The organism is Desulfobulbus elongatus DSM 2908, assembly GCF_000621145.1.
In the GTDB taxonomy this organism is placed as follows: domain Bacteria; phylum Desulfobacterota; class Desulfobulbia; order Desulfobulbales; family Desulfobulbaceae; genus Desulfobulbus; species Desulfobulbus elongatus.
In genome coordinates this window covers 154,281-171,736 of the sequence record NZ_JHZB01000004.1, presented here as the reverse complement: position 1 = coordinate 171,736, position 17,456 = coordinate 154,281, and the positions used below count along the sequence as shown (strand labels likewise).

The 17,456-nt window shown below is 62.1% G+C and carries 11 protein-coding genes; 5 read left to right on the top strand and 6 right to left on the bottom strand.

From position 1 onward, the window contains the following. The first annotated feature begins 7 nt into the window (after positions 1-7). On the top strand, positions 8-1,687 hold the full coding sequence (locus Q362_RS21970) for an HD domain-containing phosphohydrolase (protein WP_051553595.1): 1,680 nt from the start codon (positions 8-10) through the stop codon (positions 1,685-1,687). 224 nt (positions 1,688-1,911) lie between these two features. Then, positions 1,912-2,754: a hypothetical protein gene (locus Q362_RS0103675; protein WP_028317587.1), complete on the top strand. Its 843-nt coding sequence runs from the start codon at positions 1,912-1,914 to the stop codon at positions 2,752-2,754. 100 nt (positions 2,755-2,854) lie between these two features. Here the strand turns inward: Q362_RS0103675 and Q362_RS0103670 are convergent, their stop codons facing one another. The 4 genes from Q362_RS0103670 to Q362_RS0103655 all read right to left on the bottom strand — a co-directional run bounded on the left by Q362_RS0103670 (position 2,855) and on the right by Q362_RS0103655 (position 10,785). Then, positions 2,855-3,568, bottom strand: coding sequence for an HAD family hydrolase (locus Q362_RS0103670; protein ID WP_051553593.1), 714 nt, complete (start codon positions 3,566-3,568; stop codon positions 2,855-2,857). Next, on the bottom strand, positions 3,565-7,092 hold the full coding sequence (mfd, locus tag Q362_RS0103665) for a transcription-repair coupling factor (RefSeq protein WP_028317585.1): 3,528 nt from the start codon (positions 7,090-7,092) through the stop codon (positions 3,565-3,567). Before mfd ends, Q362_RS0103670 begins: the two co-directional genes overlap by 4 nt. Before the next feature lie 40 nt (positions 7,093-7,132). Continuing rightward, positions 7,133-9,808 carry an outer membrane protein assembly factor BamA gene (gene bamA, locus Q362_RS0103660; RefSeq protein ID WP_028317584.1) on the bottom strand — a complete coding sequence of 892 codons (2,676 nt, stop codon included), beginning with the start codon at positions 9,806-9,808 and terminating at the stop codon, positions 7,133-7,135. 236 nt (positions 9,809-10,044) lie between these two features. Then, positions 10,045-10,785 (bottom strand): lysophospholipid acyltransferase family protein, encoded by a 741-nt coding sequence (locus Q362_RS0103655; RefSeq protein ID WP_245590148.1) that lies wholly within the window; start codon positions 10,783-10,785, stop codon positions 10,045-10,047. 317 nt (positions 10,786-11,102) lie between these two features. On the opposite strand from Q362_RS0103655, the gene icd reads away from it, so the two are divergent. Both icd and Q362_RS0103645 read left to right on the top strand, forming a co-directional pair. Next, positions 11,103-12,323, top strand: coding sequence for an isocitrate dehydrogenase (NADP(+)) (gene icd / locus Q362_RS0103650; RefSeq protein WP_028317582.1), 1,221 nt, complete (start codon positions 11,103-11,105; stop codon positions 12,321-12,323). Between the two features lie 19 nt (positions 12,324-12,342). Next, positions 12,343-13,077, top strand: coding sequence for a ComF family protein (locus tag Q362_RS0103645; protein WP_035215424.1), 735 nt, complete (start codon positions 12,343-12,345; stop codon positions 13,075-13,077). Between the two features lie 120 nt (positions 13,078-13,197). Here the strand turns inward: Q362_RS0103645 and Q362_RS0103640 are convergent, their stop codons facing one another. Next, a complete protein-coding gene (locus Q362_RS0103640) occupies positions 13,198-13,764 on the bottom strand; it encodes a YcbK family protein (protein WP_028317580.1) in 567 nt (188 codons plus the stop codon). Between the two features lie 273 nt (positions 13,765-14,037). Between Q362_RS0103640 and Q362_RS0103635 the strand changes: the two genes are divergently transcribed. Then, positions 14,038-14,538 (top strand): putative molybdenum carrier protein, encoded by a 501-nt coding sequence (locus Q362_RS0103635; RefSeq protein ID WP_028317579.1) that lies wholly within the window; start codon positions 14,038-14,040, stop codon positions 14,536-14,538. On the opposite strand, the gene Q362_RS21965 is transcribed toward Q362_RS0103635, so the two are convergent. Next, on the bottom strand, positions 14,535-17,387 hold the full coding sequence (locus Q362_RS21965) for a PAS domain S-box protein (RefSeq protein ID WP_051553591.1): 2,853 nt from the start codon (positions 17,385-17,387) through the stop codon (positions 14,535-14,537). The two genes, Q362_RS0103635 and Q362_RS21965, sit on opposite strands and share 4 nt — an antisense overlap. Positions 17,388-17,456 lie beyond the last annotated feature (69 nt).

Below are 17,456 nucleotides of genomic sequence, written 5' to 3'. Positions count from 1 at the left end.
AAGCGCCATGCACGCACTCGAACAGTTTGTCCAGGAGTCCCGGCAGCTGCACCACCAGCGCGTTACCTTCATCCTGTGGGCCGGCATCGCCGTCATGCTCCTCTTCACCGTGCTGGATTCCTTCCTGGTGCCGGCCCTTTTTCGTGAACTGCTCCTCGACCGCCTCGTCGCAGTCGCCATCTGCTGTCTTCTGCTCGTCGCCAACAGCTGCGACCGGGCTCGCCGCTTGTCCTGGGTCATCGGTTTTGCGGGATATCTGACCGTCGGCACCGCCATCCTCCTGACGGTCCACCGCTTGGGGGGATTGGCCTCGCCCTCCTACGTCGGCCTGATCATCGCCATGGCCCTGTACACGGCGCTCGCCCCCCTGACTGTCGGCCAAACCCTGGTCAGCGGCCTGTCCCTGGTTCTCCTGTATGCATTCTCGATCTGGCTGGCGGAGCCGCCGCCCCGCGATCAATGGATGCTCCTGTTCAACAATCTGTTTTTCATGGTCTGTTTTGTGCTCATCGCCGCCACCCAGAGCTGGACCGATACCGCCGCCCGCAAGCGGGAATGCCATCTGCGGGTATCGGAAAACAAGGCGGCAGAGGTTCTGGCCCGCCAGGCGGACAAGCTGGAACGGGAAGTCAAGCGGCGCGTCGAGGCCCAGCAGGCGACCGAAAAACAATACCAGGCCCTCTACGAGGCGATCGCCGACGATGTCGTCCTCCTCACGCCGCAGGCAAAGATCATTCAGGCGAACAACTCGTATATCCGCCATTTCTCCGCCGGATCTTTTCAGCACGGCGCCTCCTTCCTCGACGTTGTCCGGCCCGGCGACCGGCAAACGATGCGGGACGCCCTGAGCGGCCTGGTCGCCACGGGAACGGCATTGGCCCATCTCCGCCTCGCCCTCGTCTCGGCTGCGGGAAACCCCGTTGAAACGGAAATCAGCGGCGCCCTGCTCCGCCGTGGCGAGGCAATGCTCGGCGTGCAACTGGTCATCCGCGACATCACCGTCCGCAACGCCTTGGAAGAACAGCTGATCAGCTCGCTGCGTACGGTCAGGCAGACCGAGAATGCCACCATCATGGCCCTGGCCAAGCTGTCCGAATACCGGGACATCACCCCGGGCCAGCATCTGGAACGGGTCCGGGAGTATTGCGTCGTCCTGGCCGCCGAACTGGCCCGGCACCCGCGCCATGCGGACACCGTCACCCCGGCCTACCTCCAGAACCTCTATCAGGCGGCCATTCTCCACGATATCGGCAAGGTGGCCGTGCCGGACGACATTCTCGCCAAGACGGGTGCCCTTTCGCCACTGGAGGAAGAAGCGCTGCGCAACCACACCTTGAGCGGTGGCGACGTGATCAAGGCCATGGAACAGGAAGCCAAGGGCAGCGGTTTTCTCGCCCTGGCGAAAAATATCGCCTATTTCCACCACGAACGCTGGGACGGCCTGGGGTTCCCGTACGGCCTGCAGAGAACCGAGATCCCCCTGGAGGCCCGCATCATGGCCCTGGCCGATGCCTACGAGGAGTGGACCGCAGCCCTTGATCCCGCAAAGCGGCGGTCCCATGAACAGGCCATGGAGACGATCGTCAGGGATTCGGGCCATCGGTTCGATCCGATCATTGTCGATGCCTTCGTGACCCTGAGCACGGCATTCGACCGGATCCGACGCGAACTCGCCGAGCCGGTTTGAGCAGACCGCTACCCTTCAAAACGCCCAGGCCGCTGTTTCTCGCCCGGATTTTCCCGCTGCCCCCGGTGAGCGATCCCGCAATATTTCCCTTGCCGTTCGCCGGTATATACACTAAAACCAAACAAAAATAGTCAATCAGCGCATCTGGAGGAAAACCGTTCTTCCGATGCGGGCCTTTTGCCTATCCGCGAGTGGATGGCGGCATCCCAACGGAGGAATAGTGTATGAAAGAAAATGTGATGCGTGCTCCGCTGTTCAAGGCGGGGATTGTTCTGCTGGTTTTCGTTCTGCTGGCCTACCTGACCAGCGCCTCCCCCGAGGGGAGCGTGCTCAATTCCGTCGGCCAGATCATCATCGGCGCCTTCCGGCTGGTGCAGTGGGCCATTGCCATGGCCATCGGCCTCGCGGTCTGTATCGCCGTGCTTATCGGCATCTTTCTCTTTGCCGTTTCCCTGGTCAACAAGGAAACGGCCGCTTCCATGTACCAGGCGGTCAAGGACGCGGTCTTCGCTGCCTGCCAGCCGGCGTGCGCCCGCATCGGCGCTTTCGTCCAGTGCAGGGAGACGGCCCGGTGCGCCCCCCAACCGGTACAGGAACCCGCTGCTGTGCCGCCTCCGCACTTCAAGGAGGAATTGCAGGCCATCGTCGCCGGCGAGGTCCGCAGGGTGGCCGACAGCCAGCAGGCGCTGAGCGATCAATTCTCCGACCTCACCGGCAAGATTCAGGCGCTGGAGGCGAAGAGCGCCGACTTCGCCGCGGCAGGCCAGTTGGACACCATTGCCGCTGAGCTGGCCGCCTCGGGAAAAACGCTCGGGGTCGTGCAGGCGCAGGTCGCCACCCTCGAAGGCAAGATTAACGAGACGGTTCAGCAACTGCAGGGCATCACACCCGAGAAGATGCTGGGCGACATTCCGGATCGGTTGCAGAAACTTGAGCAGCCTAAGGACGAGCAGCCGTCCTTTGACCCCGCGCCGCTGACGGCATCCATCGAGAGCTTGCAGATGGAAGTGGAGGAACTGAAGAAGCGCAAAAGCCCCGGCGGCACCAGGACAAAAAAGAAAGCGTGATCCTGCCCCAGGTGCGTCGATCCCGCTCCTGACCGCTCACCAAACCCGAGCGTCTCCAGCCATCCCGTCCGCGACGGGATGGCTTTTTTATTGCACGCCGTCAGCCGCCTTGCTGGCGGGGCAGCAGTTCCCTGAAGGATTCGATCGAGGGGAAACGGCAGGAATACCGGACGCCCTGGCGGCTGCTCGGCCGGGCGACAAAGAGCGGATAGGCCAGCCCGTGCGCCCGGGCCGCGCACAATACCTGTTCCGTGTCATCCACGAGCAAGGTCCGGGTTCTGTCGAAATGGAGCAGGCGTTCCAGCCGCGGCCAGAACTCCGTCTCCTCCTTGGCCAAGCCGACTTCCTCGGCGCAGACGATCCGGTCGAACCAGGGGCCGATGGCCGTTTTCTCCAATTTGATCGCCAGCGTGTTCGGATGGGCATTGGTGATCAGATGGAGTTTTTTCCGGCATTGCTGGCAATATTCCAGGAACTCGACGACATACGGGTGCACGCCGATCAGATGATTGATCCGCCGTTTCAGCACCGGCAGATCGATTCCCAATTCACGGGACCAATACGTCAGATCGGACCAGTCAAGAGTGTTCCGTACCCGATGGTACCTGGCCAGCAGGCGCTCCTTGGCCGCCTCCACCGGAATGTCGTGCAGGAGGCTGTAATGCTCGGGCACATACTGTTCCCAGAAATAGTCGTCGAAATGCTTGTCCAGCAGGGTCCCGTCCATGTCCAGGAGCACGGTCTCGATCCCGTCCCAGGGAATCCGCGGCAAAATCTTCCCGCACGGGGCAATCTCGGTGCGCACGGCGGTCATCCCTGCAAGGCTTCCAGGGTCGACTGAATGCTGGCAAACACCTTGTCCTGGAGAGGATTGAACGGCACCACCAGCCGCTGGTCAGGGGTCAGGCGGACCGATGCGGACGGCTTGCGCCTGTCCGGCTGCCGCTGCAGCAGGCCGATGAGGCGCGCCGGATCGAAGGATGGGTTGGGAACGAAGGCATAGATCAGGGCATTGGGTCCCTGCTCCAGCCTGGTGATGCCGAATGCCCGCAATTGCTGTTTGAGTCCGATGACCGTAACCAGATTTTCGGCCTCGGGTGGCAGTGGGCCATACCGGTCGACCAGTTCGTCCTGCAGGTCGATCAGTTCCGCCGCCGAACCGCACCCAGCCACCGCCAGACGGCGGTAGGCATGGTATCGCTGGCTCGCGTCCTGGATGTAGTTGTCCGGCAGGAAGGCCGCGACCTTGAGCTTGATCTCGGGGTCGAACTCGTCCGCGGGCAGGGTGCTCTCCCCGTCCGCCATGGCCTTGCGTTTCAGATCGGCCACGGTGGCCTGCAGCAGCTCCAGGTACAGGTCATAGCCGACGGCGGCGATATGCCCGGACTGCGACACACCGAGCAGGTTGCCGCCGCCCCGGATCTGCAGGTCGTTCATGGCCAGCTTGAATCCGCCCCCCAATTCCGAGCAGTCCATCAGGGCGCGCAGCCGTTGCTGCGCATCCGGGGTGAGATGATCCAGGGACGCCACCAGCAGGTAGGCGTACGCCTGGCGCGCGGCACGGCCGACCCGGCCGCGCAGTTGATAAATGTCGGCCAGGCCGAGATGGTCGGCGCGATTGATGATGATGGTGTTGGCGTTGGGAATGTCCAGGCCCGACTCGATGATGGTGGTGCAGACCAGGGCATCGAGTTCGTGGTTGATGAAGCGGACCATGATATCTTCCAGCTGCTGTCCCGGCATCTGGCCATGGGCGACGCCGATCCGTGCCTGCGGGACCAGGGCGGCTATGGTGTCGGCCACCCTATGAATGGACTGCACCCGGTTATGGACAAAAAAGAGCTGTCCCCCCCGTTCCATCTCCCTGGTCACCGCCTCCCGGATCACCAGTTGATCGTGCTTGGCGAGGAAGGTCTTGACCGAACGCCGCTGCCGCGGCGGCGTGGAGATGACGGAAAGGTCGCGGATGCCCAGAAGCGACATTTGCAGCGTCCGCGGAATCGGCGTGGCGGTGAGGGTGAGCACATCCACCGTGGCCTTGATCTTCTTGATCTTCTCCTTGTGAGCCACGCCGAAACGGTGTTCCTCGTCGATCACCAGCAGGCCCAATTGCTTGAACTGAATGTCCTTGGAGAGGAGCCGGTGGGTCCCCACCACCAGATCGATGGCGCCCGCCGCCAGTTTGGCCGCGATCTCCTTCTGCTGCCTGGCCGTCCGGAACCGGTTGAGACAGGCGATCTCCACCGGAAAGGAGGCGAACCGCTCCCGGAAGGTGGCTGCGTGCTGTTCGGCCAGCACCGTGGTCGGCACCAGGATCGCGACCTGATAGCCATCCTCGATCACCTTGAAGGCGGCCCGGGCCGCCACCTCCGTCTTGCCGTAGCCGACGTCGCCGCAGATCAGGCGATCCATGGGCTGATCGCGGGTGAGATCGCCGATGACGTCGTCGATGGCCCTGAGCTGGCCGCTGGTTTCGTCGTAGGGAAAGGAATCTTCGAGCTGCCGGTACAGATCGCCGGGCGGGGAAAAGCGATGGCCCTGGCGCATGGCCCGGCGGGCATAGATGTCCAGGAGTTCCTGGGCGATCTTCCACACCGCCTCGGTCACTTTCTTTTTGGCGCTCTGCCAGCGCTGGGAGCCGAGGCTGTCGAGCCTGGGTTCCTGATCGGTCAATCCCTGATACCGGCTCACCCAGTGCAGTCGATCCACGGGGACGTACAGTTTGTCGTCGCCACGGAAGGCGATCTGCATGAAGTCACCCCGCTGGCCTGAAAACTCCATGTTGACCAGCCCCTGGAATACGCCGATGCCATGATCGCGGTGCACGACGATGTCCCCCTGATTGAGCTGGTCAACCTGAACGGGCTCGCCCTCCTCCTTTCCCTTCCTGTGCCGGCCGGGCTGCAACCGCTTGTCACCGAACAATTCGGTGGCGGAGAGGAAGTGGATATGTTCCTCCGGCAGGTCGAATCCCTTGGACAGAGGTTGTTCGTAGCAGGCGATCAGGTCTGGTTCAAGGAGCGCGGCAGCATCGAACGGGCCGGGCAGGAGGTGGGTCCGCACCTGGTGATTGGCGAGAATCTCCTGCAGGTGCCTGGTCTGCCGAGCCGACCTGCACGCCAGCACGATACGGTCCCGTTCCTGTTGCCATAGATGAAGGCGATCGACCAGGGGGGCCAGGAGCCCGCGTTTTTTGCGGTGCAGCTCGATTTCCTGGGCCAGCAGGCTGTGGTCGCCGGTGGCGAGCTGCACATCCGGGCCGGCATGATCCGGATCGGGCAAAAAGGAAAACCGGGCCGCCAGCCGATCCCGGCAGACGTGCTCCCACTCCTGCTCGGTCAGAAACAAATCGTCCGGCGGCAGCACGGCCAACTGCCGTTCGACCGCTTCCTGGTAATTGGCCTGGATGCGGTCACGGACCAGCCGCATCCGCTGCCGCACGGCCAGGGGATCGTGAATGACCAGGGAAGCCGAGGCAGGGAGATAGTCGAGCAGGGTGTGCAGACCCGTTCGTCCCCCGTACAGCAGCGGCAGCATGAATTCCATGCCCGGGTACCGCTGCCCCGTGACGAACCGCTCGCGGACGGCCAGCAGCTCACGGGTGGGCCAGTCATGCCGCTCCGCCGCGGTCTCGAGCGCATGCAGCAATGGACCCCGGTCGCCGGATTTCGGGAAGAGCAGGTCCGAGGCGGGCACGAGAACGGCTTCCCGGATCTCCTGCCGGGACCGTTGGGTCAGGGGATCGAAGAGACGGATCGATTCCAGGGTGTCGCCGAAAAAATCGAGACGGAGCGGACCGGTCGTGGCTGCGTCCAGACCGGGGGGATAGACATCGACGATCCCGCCGCGCGACGACAGATCGCCCTCCTGCCGCACCAGATCGCAAAGCTGATAACCCGCGCCAACGAGGGTCGCAAGGAGGCCGTCCCGGTCGGTTTCCTCGCCGGCGATCACCAGTTCGCAGTGATCGCTGAGCGCCCTGGCGGGCAGCACCCGCCGGAGGATGGCCTCTGCCGAGGTCAGGACGATGCAGGGTTCGTTACCCTCCTGTAGCTGATACAGGGTTGCCAGACGCGTGCAGACCGTCGCCGGGTCCGGCGACAGCGGGGCGTAGGGGGGAATTTCATAACTCGGGTGAATGATCACCCGAAGGTCGGAAAAAAAAGAAATATCCTGGGCGAACGGCTCGAGCAGGTCGTCGGAGGGAAGCAGGCAGCACAGGGTGCGTTGAAGAAAAACCGCCGCCCTGCCGAGGAGCAGGGCGGCGGAAGCACCATGGAGCCCGAAAATATCGAAAGGCGAACTGCTGTCACGCAGCCGCGCGAGAATCGACTGCATGCAGACGCGGCCAAATCAAAGAAAGAAGGCTGGGGAGCTGCTAGAAGGTGCCACCCATGCTGAAATCCCAGTTGGAGCTGTCTTCGTCGTCCTGTTTGTCGAGGTTGAAGCCCCAGGCCAGCCTGATCGGCCCCAGCGGCGAGGCCCACATGATGCCGACACCGGCCGTCTTCTTGTAGTCGTCAAAATCCCAGTCTTCGTCAATATCGTAGACATTGCCGAAATCATGAAAAATCTCGCCGTCGATCCCCATATCCTTGACCAGCGGAAAAATGATGGACACCGTGCCGTACCACATTTTATCGCCACCGATTTTGTCACCGTATTGGTCACGCGGACTGACGGAAGCCGATTCAAACCCGCGGATGGAGTTCATGCCGCCGAGGAAGAATCTTTCGTACACCGGCAGCTTGCCGTCCTCGTTTTCAAAGGCCTGGCCGGCCGCAGCCTTGACATGGAAGACCGTGCTCCAGAACATGGGGAAATACCAGGCCGAGGAGCCTTCCACCTTGGTGAACTCGGCGTCGCCGCCGAACGGTCCGCCCGCGTAGCTGACGCCGATGGTGTTGCGCGAGCCCTTGGTCGGGGAGAACAGCTTGTCACGCGTATCGCGAACCAAGGTGATTTCGGGCATGCTGAGGATGTTGATGTCCTTCGACTCGTAGATGGCCGAGTTGATATTGGCCGTATCGATGTCCGACAGATCGGTGTCGGAAATGGTGTAGGCGTAGTAGATGCGCCATTCCTCCCACAGCGGATGCCCCAGCCGGAAGGTGGCGCCGGTGGAATCCTTGGTGAAATCGTCGTATTCCCGTTCCCAGTTGAACAGTTCGATACTGCCGGAGACCTGGGAGTCGTACAGGCGCGGGTTGGTGAATTTCAAATTATAGCGAGTGCTCTCGCTGCTGGTGGCGGCGGCCAGGGACAGCCGGTTGCCGGTGCCGAACAGGTTGTTCTCGGCGATCTCGCCCATGAACAGCACATTTTCCGACGAGGAATAGCCCGCACCGATCTGGAACGACCCGGTCGATTTCTCTTTGACATCGACCACGACATCCATCTGATCTTCCACCATGGTCGGCTTGGGCGTCACCGTGACATCCTCGAAGAAGTCCAATCGCTTGAGTTTTTGGGTCGAAGTCCGGATCGCCTTGGAATCGAAGCGGCCGCCCTCTTCCACCTTGAGATCGCGGCGGATGACGTTGTCGCGGGTCCGGGTATTTCCCTGAATCTCGACCCGGTTGACGTACGCCACCGCGCCCTTGTCGACATGCAGGACGACATCGATCACGTCGCTGCCGGACTTGTTCATCTTGGGATTGATCTCGGCAAAGGCATAGCCCTGTTCGGAATAGAGGTCGGTCAGCCGGGTGATGTCGTCACGCAACACCTGACGGTTGAGGTATTCCTCGTCGCGGATCTTCAGTTCGGTCAGCAGCGCGTCCTTTTCCTTGACCAGATCGCCGTCGATGTCAATGGTCCCGACGCGGTATCGGGGGCCTTCGTCCACGGGAAAGGTGATGAAAAGGGCCTCTTCCTTCTGCTCCACAACCGGCTCGCCCACCTTGGCTTCCAGAAACCCGTTGTTCTGGTAGAAGGCGGCCACCCGCTCGGCATCCTGCCTGAGGATATCCATCTTCAGGACACCGGCATCGGTCAGCCAGGACAGCCACCACTTATGCGTGCTGGTCTGGATCACATCGGTCAATTCGCCCTCGGAAAAGGTCTTGTTGCCGGTGAACCCGATATGCTCGATGGTGATCTTTTCCCCTTCCTTGATGTCAAACACGACCTCCGCGTTCGCATGTTCCGGGGCGTTGATCGTGGCGCCGACCTCGGTATTGTAGTAGCCTTTCGATTTATACAGTTCCTGGATCTTCTGCACCGCCTCGTTGACCTTGGTGGGATTGAGGATGGAATTGGCGGCGATGTTGGCGGCGTCGCGGACATCCTCTTCGCTGATCTCGCTGGCGCCGGTGATGACCACCTTGCCGATCAGCGGCTTCTCCCGCACCCGGAAGATGACCACCTTACCGCCTTCGGAATCCTTGGCGTCGATCTCAACATTGTCGAAATAGCCCATGGCGAACACGGCCTTGAGATCCTGGCGAAGGGTGGCCGGATCATACAGATCGCCGGGTTTGGTCGATATTTTCTGGAGAATGGCACCGGCATCGATCCGCTCGTTGCCCTCGGGAGCGACGGAGGCCACTGTGGCGCCCCGGTCGGCATAGGCGAGCATGGTACCGACGATTTCGCCGGTCACCGTGCCCAGGCCATCGAGGGAGTCGGCCTCCCTGAAGGCGGAATAGGGCGCTTTGGGGGCAAGAACGTCAACGATGGCGCAATCGACGCTGATCCGGTTGCCCAGTTTGTTGAGACTGCCGATGACCACGTAGTCGGCGCCCGCGGATTCGGCGACCCTTGTCAACGCCGCCGCCGGCGGCGGCCAGGCGCCTTTGTAGTCGACAAGCTTCTCCGCCTGGCTGCGCGGCATCATCCTCATCCCCTTGGCCGTGGCCTCCCGCTCCAGAGCCTTGTCCGCCGGACCCGTGACAGTCGCCGTATCCGGCGCGTTGATCTTGAACGGCAGAAAGATGGCGTGTTGTCCCCGGGCCAGTGAATCGGCCGGTCCGGCGAGCACGCCCAGCAGCAATGCACAGAAAAGGAGCGCAAGGGTCGAATGGGGACGAAGGATTCGTGATGTCGACATCATGGGAAGCTTCCTATTGTGTGTCTGTTTTCCTCAGGGCTGGATCGCACGCCACTCAATCATGAGCCACAAAGGTGGGGAATTCACTATGTTAACAAAGCCGGTTGATCTCCTCGCAAATTGGGGCACATTATGACATGTTTCCTTGATTTTGCAAGAAGTTCTGTCATTCATTTTTGCGTGGGATTTGTTTGGCATCGTCTTGTTTTCAATACATTCTTCCGGGAGCGACGCCCCCTTTACGCGGGGCGTCGCTCCAGCAACCCTGCCACGGCGGCATGCAGTTCCGAGGCCAGGAGCTGCTTGTCGGCGGCCCGGTAATGGGCCGTGGAGATCGGCGTGCCGATGCGGATGACGATCTCCCCGCTACGGGGCAGCAAACGTCCCTTGGGCAGCACCTCATGGGAACCGTCGAATCCCAGAGGAACGATCGGCACCCCGGCCTTGATCGCCAGCAGCACGGCCCCGGTCTTGAATTCCTGCAGGGTGCCGTCGGCGCTACGGGTTCCCTCGGGAAAGATGAGTACCGAACTGCCCGAGGCGATTCTCCTGGCGGCCTCGTCAAGACTCTTCATTGCCTGGCGGCCGTGGGAACGGTCGATGGGAATGTAGCCGACCCGGTGCATGGCCTGGCCGAAGATCGGGATCCTGAACAGTTCCTTTTTGGCGATCCAGCGAAAATCATGGGGAAAATAACCCTGGAACGAAAAGATGTCGTACTGGCTGCAATGATTGCCGGCAAAGATATAGGTCTGGCCGGGATCGATGTTGGTCATCCCCTCCACCCGCACCCGGACTCCGGCGAGCCGGCACAATATCTTTCCCCAATAACGGGGAAAAACCTGCGCCTTGAGTTCCGATTTGCGGCCCCACAACAAATCGATGAGGGAAACCGCCGAGACCGCGAGGGTCAGAAAGGGGGCGAGAACAAGGGTGCAACTGGCGCGAATAAACTGGAGCGGCGACATGTCTGGTGCCATCGAATGAACCTGTCCTGAGGAGCGCGCCGACTCTGTCTCCGGGGGAAGGGTCTCGGCCGGGGCCGTGACCTGTCAGCGGGCGGAATATCCGCGCAGACAGCGGGCCGGACGCCGTTCGGCGCAGCGAAAACCTGCCCGGTACTTAGCAGTCCCTTCACAGAAGATCAAGCAATTCCCGCACTGAAGGAACGCCGTACGGGTGCGCCAGGATTGACGGAAGACACGGGATCGAATATATTGGAATCCCTTTTTTTGTTTGTCCGCCGGGCGGCTTCAAGCGCACATCCGGAGAGTTGCCACTCAACAAGGAGTCTACCGTGACTGCTGACACGATTGCCATCAACGCCGATGGTTCGCTCAATGTTCCTGCCAACCCGATCATTCCTTTCATCGAGGGGGATGGCACCGGTCCCGACATCTGGGCAGCCGCCCGCAGGGTACTGGATGCCGCGGTCGCCACAAGCTACCGGGGGGAGCGCGCCATCGCCTGGCTGGAAATCCTCGCCGGCGAAAAGGCCTTTCGGCAAACCGGCGAATGGCTGCCCCAGGAAACCATCGCCGCCATGAAAAAGCATGTGGTCAGCATCAAGGGGCCGCTCACCACGCCGGTCGGCGAAGGCATGCGCAGCCTGAACGTCACCCTGCGGCAGGTGCTCGACCTCTATGCCTGCGTCCGCCCGGTTCGGTACTATCAGGGCGTGGTGGCGCCGGTCAAGCGGCCCCAGGAGGTCGACATGGTGATCTTCCGGGAAAACACCGAGGATGTCTACGCCGGGATCGAGTGGCAGGCGGGCACGGAGAAGGCCAACCGGGTGATCGAATTCCTCCGCAACGAGATGGGGGCCATCATCCACGACAACTCGGGCATCGGCATCAAGCCGATTTCGGAGTTCGGCACCAAGCGGCTGGTGCGCAAGGCCATCCAGTACGCCCTGGATCAGGGCCGCGATTCGGTCACCCTTGTCCACAAGGGCAACATCATGAAGTTCACCGAAGGGGCCTTCCGCAACTGGGGTTACGAGTTGGCGGCCGAGGAATTCGGCGATGCCGTCGTTACCGAGGCGGCCCTCTGGGAGCAGTACAACGGCCAGGTGCCGGCAGGAAAAATCGTAATCAAGGATCGCATCGCCGATGCCATGTTCCAGCAGATCCTGCTGCGCCCCAGCGAATACTCGGTGCTGGCCATGCCCAATCTCAACGGCGATTACATGTCCGACGCCCTGGCCGCCCAGGTGGGGGGACTGGGCATCGCCCCCGGCGCCAACATCGGCGACGGCGTCGCCCTGTTCGAGGCCACCCACGGCACGGCACCCAAATATGCCGGCCTCGACAAGGTCAATCCGGGTTCGCTCCTGCTTTCCGGGGTAATGCTGCTGGAGTACATCGGTTGGCAGGAGGCCGCCACCCTGATCAAGACCGCCCTGGAAACCACCATTTCCAACAAGACGGTCACCTATGACCTGGCCCGCCTGATGGAGGGGGCCACGGAACTCTCCTGTTCTGCGTTCGGCGGCGCCATCATCGCCAATATGGGATAGCCCGCGCCGGACGGTGCGGATGCCAACGCTTGGCGGGGCGCTCAAGGACCTGCTGTTTCCGCCCCATTGCCTGGGATGCGGCCACCGCCTGGCTGCCTCCCGTCCCCCACTGCTGTGCCCCTGTTGCAATGCCAGTCTGACCTTTCTCCGCTCGCCGCTCTGCTCCTGCTGCGGCCGCCCCTTTGCCGCCGGTGCCGATCACCTCTGCGGCGACTGCCTTGCCGGCCACCACGCCTTCGACCTCGCCCGTTCCCTTCTCCACTACCGCCCCCCGGTCTCGAACCTGATCCTGGCGCTCAAGTTCACTGGCAACCTGAACGGCCTCGCCACCCTGCGGGCTTTGATCGAACGCGAAGGATTGCTGGCGGCATTTCGCGAGCCGGACCTGGTCTTGCCCGTCCCCCTGCATCGCGACAGGCTGCGGGCAAGGGGATTCAATCAGGCACTGGTCCTTGCCAGGGAATGCCTGCCCCAGTGGCGCCGGAAGATAGCAATCGACGTACTCCTGCGCCACCGCCCGGCTCTCCCGCAATCGCTCCTCAGCGGCAAGGAGCGGCGCAGGAACCTGAGTAAGGCCTTTTCCCTGGGGCAATCGGGCGACCGCGTTGCAGGAACGAAGATTCTCCTGATCGACGATGTCTACACCACCGGCAGTACGGTCAACGAATGCAGCCGGGTCTTGCGCAGGGCGGGAGCCGAACGAATCGAGGTCTTGACTGTGGCAAGAAGCCTTGCCCCGGGAATCCTTCCCTGAGAGGAGGACAAGAGAGAAGAAAGATGTGAAACTGCGGCATCACGTCGGCACCGGCGGGGAAAAGGCTCCCCTGCCGGGGAACGTGACCGTTCCCGCCGATACCAGATGGTGTGCTGTTCGCTACCAGGTGCGGAACTGCCCGGAATCCAGATGGACGAAGCCGTCGTTGGGATAATATCCGATACCGCCGCTCTGCATGGCGAGGGCGCACTGGTAAATCTGGGACAGATTGCCCCCGGAGAACCGGATGTCCACCGCCTTTCCCTTCATGTGCAGACTGTGGCTCGCCACGCCGGGATGCCCCTTTCTCAGGCTCCGGTTGGTCTTGGGTGAGCGGTAGCCGGAAATCACCTCATAGACTCCCCTGCGTCCCATCTCCCCCTGCACAGCCCAGAGGATATCCAGCAGCTTCGGATCGATGACATGCACCTGTCCGGTCTGATAATCGCGGAGGAAGCGGTTGATCTGGGCCAAGGCCTTGCGATCATACGTCTTCCCCGCGGCATAGGTGATGCGCAACTCCTGCTGGGTACGGGTATGGAAAAACGACAATGCCCGTCTGTCCAGAGCCTTGGCGCATGCCAAAGACGGAGCGGAAACAGCGCCCAAGCCAAGAACGATCTGGGTTGAAGCGAGAAGAAAGGAACGGCGGGACAACGTGGGTTGGGAATTTTTTTCTGTAACCATCATCCTCTTTACGCAAGATTATATACTGCGGGCGAACAGCCCACTGTACGGTTGCAGGCAAAATTTTGGGTATTAAACTGAATCACAGATAGCTTGTCAACCCTTTGCACAACGAAAAAACAGCATGTTCACAATTAATTGCGTATTTCTAGCATGTTAGAAACCTAAAAAATTAGCGTGGACTAACATGCCCCGTTTCCCTCTCGATCGACGAGGGTGCCCCATCCATAACATAATGAAATTACACGGAACCAGAATCAGGAGGCGTTCAGCATGATGATCATTTCCGGTGGACAGACCGGTGCCGATCAGGCCGCGCTCGATGCGGCCATCGCCCTTTCTCTTCCCCATGGCGGCTGGTTGCCTAGGGGCAGGAAAACCGAAGCGGGTCCCCTGCCGGCACGGTACCGCCTCCAGGAGCTGGCCTCGGAGCGCTATCGCGACCGGACGGAAAAAAACGTGTGTGCCGCCGACGGCACCCTGATCTTTTCCTTTGGTCCGCTGACCGGCGGTTCGGCCCTGACCGAGGCCCTGGCCATCCGGCATGATCGCCCGCTGCTCCATATCGATTTCGACCTGACCGGAAAGGAGCAGGCACGGGCACGGGTGGAGGAATGGGTACGGACCCAGGGACTTGCCGTGGTGAATGTCGCCGGTCCCAGGGCCAGCAATGAATCGAGGATCTATCAGGCGGTCTACGCGTTGATGCTGGAGATTCGCTGGCCGACAAACCGGCAGCCCCCTTCAGGGGAAAGGGGGGAGGAGGCTGGCTAAACGGAGGCGCGGCTGACGTCGAGGGCGGAGCGCACCGCCATGCCCAGCCCGCGCAGATCCATGGGTTTCATCAGGAGATCGGAGGCCCCGGCTTCGCAGGCGATGTCGTAGTTGAGCCGATCCGAATACCCGGTGCAGAGGATGACAGGAATCTCGGGCCGCAACCGCCGTATTTTCCTGGTGAGATCAATGCCGGTCATTTTCGGCATGGTCTGGTCGGTGAGCACCAGATCGACCGGCGGCTGCGCCTGTTCGATCAGGGCGGGGACCTCCAGGGGATTGCCCGCGGTGGTCACGGTGTAGCCCAGGTGGGCGAGCATCATCCGGCAGGTTTCCCGGATCTCTTTTTCGTCGTCCACCACCAGGATGTGTTCCGATCCCACCGGCAGCGGCTCCTCGCTGCTGGAGAGGTGGCCGTTTTTCTTCCGGTCTGCTTCCGGCAGAAGCACGGTGAACACGCTGCCCTGCTCCGGTTGCGATTGCACCGAAATCTCGCCGCCGAGTTCGCGCACGATGCCGTGGACCACGCTCAACCCCATGCCCGTGCCTTCGCCCGGCTGCTTGGTGGTGAAAAAGGGCGTGAAGATGTTGGGCAGAATATCGCTCTCGATCCCCTGGCCCGTATCCTCGACCGTCAGCACCACCCAGTCGTCGCCGCCGTCCTTCTCCGGCCGTCCCAGTTCCGCCCGGGTCGCATGCTCCAGCCGGATGGTCAGGCTGCCGCCCTTCTCGCGCATCGCGTAAAAGGCGTTGGCACACAGATTCATGATAATCTGCTGGATCTGAACCGGCGCCGCCATGACCGTCGCGTCGGTGGTCAGCACATCCTGGCGGATGTCGATGGTCGACGGCAGGGTGGCGCGCATCAGCTTGAGACTTTCCTTGATCAGCGGCGCCACCGGAACCGGGACCTTCTCCATCGCCGACTGCCGGCTGAAGGTGAGGATCTGCTGCACCAGATCGGCGGCCCGCCTGCCGCCCTGGCGGATATGGAGCAGGTTGTTGTGGACGTCGGTGCCGGGCGTGCTCTGCAGCAGGGCCATATCGGTGAAGCCGATGATTCCGCCCAGGATATTGTTGAAATCGTGGGCAATACCTCCGGCCAGAGTGCCGATGGCCTCCATCTTCTGGGCCTGGCGCATGCGCGACTCGATTTCCACGTCATGGGTGATATCGCGCTGCACCAGGACGAAATGGGCCACATCCCCCCTGATGTCTCGCATGGGCGAGACCGTGGCCGCGGCCACGAACAGGCTGCCGTCCTTGCGCTGGTTGACGATCCGTCCCTGCCAGACCTCCCCCAGTTCGACCACATCCTCGATCTTCTGCTCGAAATGGGCATCCTGCTCCTTGGCCCACAGCATCCGGACCGGCCGGCCGTGACATTCCTCCCGGCTGTACCCGGTCATGTCGCCCAGGGCGGCGTTGACATAATCGATCGTCCCCTCGCAATCGGCGATGAGCACCGCCTCCCTGACCTGATCGACGGCCTCGATCAGGCGGCGCTGCCGGGCCGCCGACCGCCGCTCCTCGGTGACGTCGCGGACCAGCAGGAGACATTGCGGCTGCACGCCCGTCCGGTAGGACGTCGCCGTGATGACGACATCGTGCACGGCGCCGTCGAGACCGACCAGCCGCACGGCCTCCAGATGGACCGCCTGGCCGGCGCAGGGCGGCACCATGTTGGCGATCACCTGCTCCCGGCTGTCCCGATGGAGAAAATTGGTGAGCGGACGGCCGAGCACCTGTTTGCCGTCACCGCCGATCATCCGGCGCGCCTCGCGGTTGGCGTAGAAGATCGTATGGCCGCTGTCCACCAGGAAAACCCCCATCGGCGCCAGATCGAGCAGCCCGGCCAGATGTTCTTCCTCGGCCCGCTGCCGCTGCTCCTCCCGCCTCCTGGCCACGATGCCGCTCAACAACAGGCTGAGCAGCCCGACCGCGGCCACGGCGATGCCCGTCACCATCAGCCACTGGGACCGGAATTCGGCCATGGCCCCCAGCACTTCCTTGGCCGGGGTCAGCAGGACCATCGCCCAGCGGGTGTCGCCAAGAAGTTCCACCGGCTGAACCACCGCGTAGACCTTGCCGCCGCCGGAAGAGTCGCCATCGCCAACATCCTGGGAAAGCTCGATAATTTCCTGTTCGCCATCGGTGATGGCCGCTTGCAGCAGGGCCCGTTCATCCTCCTCGCCCCGCACATGGTGACTGTTTTTGCCGACAAGAGATTCTTCCTGCGGGGCGGCGAGAACCGTGCCCCTCTGGCTGAACAGCAGCACCGAGGCGCCGTGATGCAGGGGAATCTGGGCCAGATACCGGTTGGCGACCTTGGGAAAGGGAAGGGAAAAGGAGAGACAGCCGTCAAACTGTCCGTCCCGGCGCACCGGCACGGAAAAATAAACCCGCTGGCCGCCATCCGGCAGACTGAGGAGGTCACTGATCGCCGGATTGGACCGCTCCCGGATCTGGCGGCAATGCATCCCGACGCCCTGATCGTCCGCCCATTCTTCCGGGGAGGCAAACAGGGAGGCACCGGTGGCGTCGAGCCGGTGAATGGCGGCAATGTCCTGCGGATGGATGGCCAGAAAATCGCGGAGCAGCGCCCTGCCGCTGTCGTCGAGGTTTTGGATGGCGGCTTGCTGCACCAGATAGGTCAGCGCTTTTTCGTAGGTGGCCGCATACTCCTGCAAGCCGGCGCCGGCCTGCTGCGCCAGGAGCGATTGCTGCACGCGGAATGTCTCGATGGTCTTGTTGCGGACCGCCAGATACGGGAGATAGAACAGGCCGGCCAGGATCAGGGTGGCCAGGAGGGCGAGGGCGACATGCTGGTAATCAAACCGGTGCTTCATGGCCTTGGATGCGAAAAAACATTCGACAGAACTTCCCGAATGAATGAAGTATAGCAAAACTTGCCTGGT

Bases quoted from the DNA above. Each gene is read 5' to 3' on its own strand.
- bamA (WP_028317584.1), bottom strand. From the start codon at position 9,808: ATGATGTCGACATCACGAATCCTTCGTCCCCATTCGACCCTTGCGCTC.
- Q362_RS0103640 (WP_028317580.1), bottom strand. From the start codon at position 13,764: ATGGTTACAGAAAAAAATTCCCAACCCACGTTGTCCCGCCGTTCCTTT.
- Q362_RS21965 (WP_051553591.1), bottom strand. From the start codon at position 17,387: ATGAAGCACCGGTTTGATTACCAGCATGTCGCCCTCGCCCTCCTGGCC.
- Q362_RS21970 (WP_051553595.1), top strand. From the start codon at position 8: ATGCACGCACTCGAACAGTTTGTCCAGGAGTCCCGGCAGCTGCACCAC.
- Q362_RS0103670 (WP_051553593.1), bottom strand. From the start codon at position 3,568: ATGACCGCCGTGCGCACCGAGATTGCCCCGTGCGGGAAGATTTTGCCG.
- Q362_RS0103675 (WP_028317587.1), top strand. From the start codon at position 1,912: ATGAAAGAAAATGTGATGCGTGCTCCGCTGTTCAAGGCGGGGATTGTT.
- Q362_RS0103635 (WP_028317579.1), top strand. From the start codon at position 14,038: ATGATGATCATTTCCGGTGGACAGACCGGTGCCGATCAGGCCGCGCTC.
- Q362_RS0103645 (WP_035215424.1), top strand. From the start codon at position 12,343: ATGCCAACGCTTGGCGGGGCGCTCAAGGACCTGCTGTTTCCGCCCCAT.
- mfd (WP_028317585.1), bottom strand. From the start codon at position 7,092: ATGCAGTCGATTCTCGCGCGGCTGCGTGACAGCAGTTCGCCTTTCGAT.
- Q362_RS0103655 (WP_245590148.1), bottom strand. From the start codon at position 10,785: ATGGCACCAGACATGTCGCCGCTCCAGTTTATTCGCGCCAGTTGCACC.